Below are 6,349 nucleotides of genomic sequence, written 5' to 3'. Positions count from 1 at the left end.
TCATAAGGGAAGGCATTCCCTATTTCTATACAATTCAGAAATCTTTTATGCATTTACACAAGATATTTTACGCTCTCTAAATAACTTTAATAATGGTAGTTTGGCTGCTATCACCGGCGGGTAAAGTAATTTGCCCATCTACAACCTTATTATCATTAACGGTGTACCCGGAAATAGTTGGTACACTTACCTTATCACCCTCTGTACCAGGAAATGATGTTGGCGTATAGCCACTAATGTTGTTACCATTTTTATCGACGGGTTGAATCTCATATTTAGATTCGGCCACATTGGTCTCATATGGAATGTAAGCCGTAAAAGTTGGGTTTGTGTTTTGGCCTTGTCGATAATAAGCAATCATGTAGTTCTTATATGTGTTCTTTACAACTTTCATTTGATTATTCCAAGGATTATCAGTCGTCGCCTCTGCTTGTGGGGCTAAGTCATTAAACAAAAGTGAACCACCACTAATTGTTGGCACGGCACCACCGTAAAAAATTTCAAGATAAGTATGTGGAAAATTTGGACCAGCCGGGTTGTCCTCTGGAGCATAATTTAAAACAACCCCTTGCCGGGCAGCAGAGTAAACTTCCGTTGGCAAATAGTTAACGTCCTTTGGTAACTTCCCCTCAAAAGGTGTTACCCAACTATAAGAATCACTCGGTAAGTTTTTGAATGGTAAAACATATGATTGCCCCTCATACCAAAAGCCATCGGTATATTGTTTAGCATCTAATGACGATAAATCTGAAATGGAATTAAAATTGATGTTCAAATAAGTTACGTTTGGTAATTTACTAATTGGTGTAATATCCGTAATTCGTTCACGACTTAGATCAATTTTTTGAAGTTTAACTAAGCCACTTAAAGGTGAAACATCAACAATATCATTTCTGAATAGATGATGGCCAAAATCAAAATTAGATTGTGAAAGTTCAAGATCGGTCAAATTTTTACAATATTCCAATCCTTTTAATGAATAATTCCCGGGATTTGGATTTGGTTGACCAATTGCCCCATTACCGCCATTCCAAGCATCCAGATTATTATAGTCATCTGACTTATCATCACCTGGCTGCCAAACCAGTTGAGTCATTTTACCCAGATCATCTTTAAAACTGGTTGGAGTAAATTGACTTAATGTGTATTCATCATCAACGATCCCTTGATCCTTCATGTTATACAAAACTAACTGTTGCAATCGTTCGTTAGGCATTAATTCATCAAGTGCCGCGTTAGTATTAGTATCAGCAGCCAGAGTGCGCTGCTGTCCCCCTCCCATCAGATTAAACGATAGGCCAAACAAGACTGTTGCCACGGCCACCATAATGGTCTTAAAAAGCCATCGCAGTTTTGCCTTTTGGTGATAATCAATATTATCCATGACAAAATTCCCCCTCAAAATTTATATATAGTCTATACAAAAAATACATACGCTTATACCCCTTCAACAATTTCATTCTAACATAAAGCGCTTACAAATTGGTCAACATATAATAAAAATCACATCTATCCTCTCCGGATGAATAGATGTGATTCACTTAAATATCTATAAATAATTAATTTATCTCTGCGCTTCCTGGGCCACAATCTCCGCCTCATCGGCACCCTTCTTCTTGGATGAGCCAATTCGGTGTTCGAGATACTGTGACAACAGCGACAGTGAGTAGCAAACGATAAAGTACATAACCGCAAGTGCCAGGAACATGGGGATCGTGTAGTTGGTGTTTTGCCCGTAAATAATCTGAGCGTGGTTCATCAGATCCGGCAGGACAATGATCGTCGCCAATGATGTATCCTTAACCAGCGAAATAAATTGGCTCACAATCGCTGGGATCATATTCTTAACCGCTTGTGGCAGGATAATGTATCGCAGTGCCTGCCAATAAGACATCCCAGTAGAACGGGCGCCTTCCATTTGGCCAACTGGAATTGAATTAATTCCGGCCCGGACAATTTCGGCCACCATTGCCGACTCAAAGACCGCCATGGCAATGACTGACGCCCAAATTGGATCCGGCTTGAAACCAATGTTTGGTAGGCCAAAGTAGGTAAAGAAGATGATCAGGATCAATGGCAGGTTCCGAATGATATCAATCAAAAAACCGACGATTGCCGAAACATACTTGATCTGAACGTAGCGGATCACTCCTAGAATCAGCCCAAATATGTAACTCAGGATGATCGAGAGAACTGAAACCAGAATCGTGACCCAGGCCCCTTCAAGAAGGAACCGAATGTTAATCCATGAATATGCACCTAAGATCGTTAACATATGATCATTCCTCCCTTAAGCCAATTTCTTTTCAAGATAACGCATGTAATAACTCAACGGCAAGGTCAAAATCAAGTACAATATCCCAACGCAGAGGTAAGTGCTCATACTTTGCAGTGAGTCGGACGCAATTACGTTACCTTGGTACATCAAATCAAAGCCGGCAACAAAGGCCAGGACTGATGAATTTTTAACCAAGTTAATAAACTGGTTGCCCAATGGGGGAATCACGTACCTAAACGCCTGTGGCAACACAATGTATCTCATTGATTGCCAGAAGGACAAGCCAGTTGAGCGAGCCCCTTCCATTTGACCAGGATCAACGGATTGGATTCCAGAACGAACCGTTTCAGCGATAAAGGCCGATGAGTAAAGGATCAAACCAATTGTTCCGGAAACGAAGCCGCTAATTTCAACAATATACATCGGAATGACCACGTAGAAGAACATGGTAATAACCAATAATGGAATGTTTCGAAAAACTTCGATGTAAATTTTAGCAATTACTCTAAAAAACTTGTTCGGCACAACTTCTAGGATGGCAAACCCTGAGCCGATGATTAACGCAAATACCAAGGCGATAATACTGCACAGGAGCGTTTGCCCTAATCCATATAGGAGCGCACCACCATAATTTTGAAATATACTAATCATCGTTCTGCCCCCTTGAAGTCAAAGCCTTTAACTTTATGGAACCACTTATAAAGAAGCTTGTTGTATTGGCCAGAATTTTCGACCTTGGTCAAAGCACTGTTCATGGCATTCCTAAGCGGTGCCTGACCTTTATCAACCGCAATCCCATATGGTTCATTGGTGAATGTTCCACCAACAACGGAATAACCGGGGTTTTCAATCGACATCCCGTAAAGGATCCCGTTATCAGTGGTTAAGGCATCCCCCTGCCCAGACTTCAGAGCAGTTAAAGCTTGCGAATAATCTGACAACTGAAGCACCTTAGCTTTGGGCGCAAACTTGCCGATGTTTTGAACGGAGTTGGAACCCACAACGCCAAGGACAACGGCGCCCTTCTTATTCAAATCACGGACATTCTTAATTGGGCTGCCATTCTTAACCAGAATTGCTTGCCCAGCGTCAAAGTATGACCGGGAAAAATCAACTTGCTTGGCTCGTTCCGGCGTAATGGTCATCGTCGCCATAATTGCATCAATATTACCATTTCTAAGTAACGGCATCCGTGTTTGGCTGGTAACTTGAATGAACCGCGCCTTGCCATCTTTACCAAGGATCTGCTTGGTCATGGCCTTGGCGAGATCGATTTCAAATCCCTTAATCTGATTATCCCGAACATCCATCAATCCAAATAGCTTGGTGTCGGCTTTAACACCCCAGGTAATGGTCTTCGTCTGTTGGTCGTCTTTAAGCACATTCTTCTTGGAAGCCGAACTGCTGCACGCTCCCAATGACACGACCATCACAGTTAGGGCAACTAATAACCCTATCTTTGAAAAAAGCTTTTTCATGATGTGACCCTCCAATACCAATTTTAGTGGGTAATAATCTTACCAAGAAATTGTCGTGCCCGTTCATTGGTAGGCTCACCATTAAAGAATTTATCGCTGCTATCATCTTCCAAAATGCGGCCGTCATCCATAAAGACAACCCGGTTGGCAACTTCACGAGCAAATCCCATTTCGTGGGTAACCACCAGCATGGTCATATCTGAGTCGTTCGCAATCTCTTTCATAACATTTAAAACATCGTCAATCATTTCAGGATCAAGGGCACTGGTTGGTTCATCAAATAAGAGGCACTTAGGCTTCATTGCCAGTGAACGGGCGATCGCAATTCGTTGTTGCTGACCACCTGATAATTGAGCTGGCAGCTTGTTAGCCTGGCTTCGTAACCCAACTTGATCCAATAACTGCAATGCGACCTTTTTGTTCTCATCTTCCGGTCGGTGCAATACGATCCGAGGTGCCAGCATGATGTTCTCCAAAACCGTCTTATTTGCATACAAATTAAAATGTTGGAAAACCATCCCGACGTTTTTCCGAATTCTGTTCATATCCGTCTTACGGTCGGCCAAATCCTGGCCATTCACAATTAATTTACCTTCTTGAATCCGTTCAAGACCATTAACCGTCCGAATTAGGGTTGACTTTCCAGAACCTGAAGGGCCGATCAGAACAACGGTTTCGCCTGCTTCAATTTTTAAATTAATGTCCTTGAGGGCGTGAAAGTCGCCATAGTACTTTTGGACATCTTGAAATTCGATCATTGCCATGTCTTTCTCCTCCAATATATTAGGCTTCATTAAAATCGCCTAAGAATGATACTAATTCCATATTATGTTAAAAATCCTCATTGGTCAAAAAATTGTTACAAAAGTTTTACTTGATTGTTATCATTCCGTAGCACAGCCAAAAAAGCAAACCTTCAGATTAATAAATTCGGGTATCGATTGAATAATTATATCGAATATTTTATGAAAATACAAATCGGCACTGATAACGGTACTGTTTATAAGTATAAGTGTATAATTATACCTCTTTAAGCAAAAACGACCATGCGTTCCAGAAACGGAATGCATGACCGTTTTCATTCGAAATTTGGGATCAAATCCATTTTAGTCCCAAAATTAGTATTCCAAACACGATATTAAATTCACGATCGTTTCTTATACGCAACTGACGCCCGAACCGTGTACTCCTGGGGGGCTTCAATCACGCCGGAGCGACCGATCTGCTTGTAGGGGCCGCCCACCAGAGTGACGGATGCGAGGTACAGTTTCACTTCCGATAAATCAAGGGGGCGAACCGATTGCAGTCCCACCCGCTTAATTTCGCCGACTGGATAAATCTCAGATTGATTCATGCCGCAGTAGACGATCATTGACAATCCCTGCTTCCGCATTTCAAAGTAAGGCATTAACACGTCTTTGCCGATTGCGTAGATTGGCTTACCATCGTTGACCTTGAGCAACTCGTAAATCTTGCGGTCACTCATGCCATCGTAATCGGTGGTAAATAAGCCCTCCTGTTCCATTTGAGCAGCTAATCGATTGATGTTTTGCTGCTCTGAGGCAGTGACTTCAATCTTAGCCGGTAATAGATGAGAGTCATCAAACAACCCATTGGCGGCAATGTTACTTCGCCTCGTTTCCGGCACCACTGTCGACCCCATCCGTGAATTCACCTGAGTCTCTTGAGGATGTTCTTGAATGTGCAGCCACTTAGCCAATTTGGGCGAAATGTCAAACCACGGCTGCTTGGTTGTAAAATAATAGAAGAAATTACAAAGGGTGAAGTACAGCAAAATGATCGCAACCGCCAAGATCAGCGAGCCTTGCTTCAAGTAGCTATTTTCCAAGAACCGGAAACTAATGTAAAACAAATAAAGGTCACCAAAGGCTCCCAGGATTGTGTAGATGCGGCTCTTTAATTTGACGTTAATATTAAAATAACCGAGGTAATGATTGACCATGTCTAAAAAGCTAAACATTATTGATTACCCCCTTCACCATCCTGCGTGGTGGTTGTATTTCCCGCAGTTGTTGTGCCAGTATTGCCACCGGTGTTGCCCGTGGTTGTACTGCCAGTTGTGGTGTTGGCATTATTATCCGTTGTGCCTGTCTGAGTGTTGTCATCATTATTCGTCTGAGTATCACTCTTATTAGTGGTGCCACCGGTTGTTGTTGATTTATTGGTATTACTCTTGCTACCAGTAGTACCAGTTGTCGATTTTTTGTGCCAGTCGTTTGATTGGTATCGGTATCGTCAGTCGTTGTGTCGGTATTATTTGATTCTTCTTTTGCTGAAGAAGCCTTCTTGGATTCCTCGGCTGCTTTCTTTTCAGAGGATTCCTTAGCAGCTTTTTCAGACGATTCCTTAGCCTTCGCTTTTTCCTTCTCGGCGTCAGAATCCGACTTCTTTTTAGGTGTACCAAATATTTTATTTGACGTATTTTTTTGATTGGTCGTCTGAGTGGTAGTAGGCGTTCCTTCATTAGTGGACGTTACCTTATTAACCACGACGTTTGTAGCTCCGAGTGCGAGCGAAATTGACAGAATCGCAAACGGTGTTATTAATGGCGGAATTCTATTATCCATTCACA

Annotated in this window: 7 protein-coding genes; all 7 read right to left on the bottom strand. The window is 42.1% G+C overall.

Features of this window, described 5'->3' with window-relative positions; genetic code table 11:
• Positions 1–76: 76 nt before the first annotated feature.
• Complete coding sequence (locus QUF07_RS03670; protein WP_289426814.1) at positions 77–1,384, bottom strand: leucine-rich repeat domain-containing protein; 1,308 nt, start codon at positions 1,382–1,384, stop codon at positions 77–79.
• A gap of 180 nt (positions 1,385–1,564) precedes the next feature.
• On the bottom strand, positions 1,565–2,275 hold the full coding sequence (locus QUF07_RS03665; protein ID WP_217341447.1) for an amino acid ABC transporter permease: 711 nt from the start codon (positions 2,273–2,275) through the stop codon (positions 1,565–1,567).
• Between the two features lie 15 nt (positions 2,276–2,290).
• Positions 2,291–2,929, bottom strand: coding sequence for an amino acid ABC transporter permease (locus tag QUF07_RS03660; RefSeq protein WP_217341448.1), 639 nt, complete (start codon positions 2,927–2,929; stop codon positions 2,291–2,293).
• Positions 2,926–3,756 (bottom strand): transporter substrate-binding domain-containing protein, encoded by an 831-nt coding sequence (locus QUF07_RS03655; protein ID WP_217164142.1) that lies wholly within the window; start codon positions 3,754–3,756, stop codon positions 2,926–2,928. The genes QUF07_RS03660 and QUF07_RS03655 overlap by 4 nt, the downstream gene beginning before the upstream one ends.
• 23 nt (positions 3,757–3,779) lie before the next feature.
• Positions 3,780–4,520, bottom strand: a complete 741-nt coding sequence (locus QUF07_RS03650; RefSeq protein WP_289426813.1) for an amino acid ABC transporter ATP-binding protein — start codon at positions 4,518–4,520, stop codon at positions 3,780–3,782.
• Between the two features lie 380 nt (positions 4,521–4,900).
• The gene (locus QUF07_RS03645; RefSeq protein WP_289426812.1) at positions 4,901–5,737 is read right to left on the bottom strand and encodes a DUF6681 family protein; all 837 of its coding nucleotides are present in this window, start codon (positions 5,735–5,737) and stop codon (positions 4,901–4,903) included.
• Positions 5,730–6,344, bottom strand: a complete 615-nt coding sequence (locus QUF07_RS03640; protein WP_289426811.1) for a hypothetical protein — start codon at positions 6,342–6,344, stop codon at positions 5,730–5,732. Before QUF07_RS03640 ends, QUF07_RS03645 begins: the two co-directional genes overlap by 8 nt.
• Between the last annotated feature and the right edge of the window lie 5 nt (positions 6,345–6,349).

Source organism: Lentilactobacillus sp. TOM.63, from assembly GCF_030361045.1.
Classification (GTDB): domain Bacteria; phylum Bacillota; class Bacilli; order Lactobacillales; family Lactobacillaceae; genus Lentilactobacillus; species Lentilactobacillus dabitei.
The sequence above is the reverse complement of the archived record's forward strand: the minus strand, read 5'-3'. Positions and strand labels throughout refer to the sequence as shown.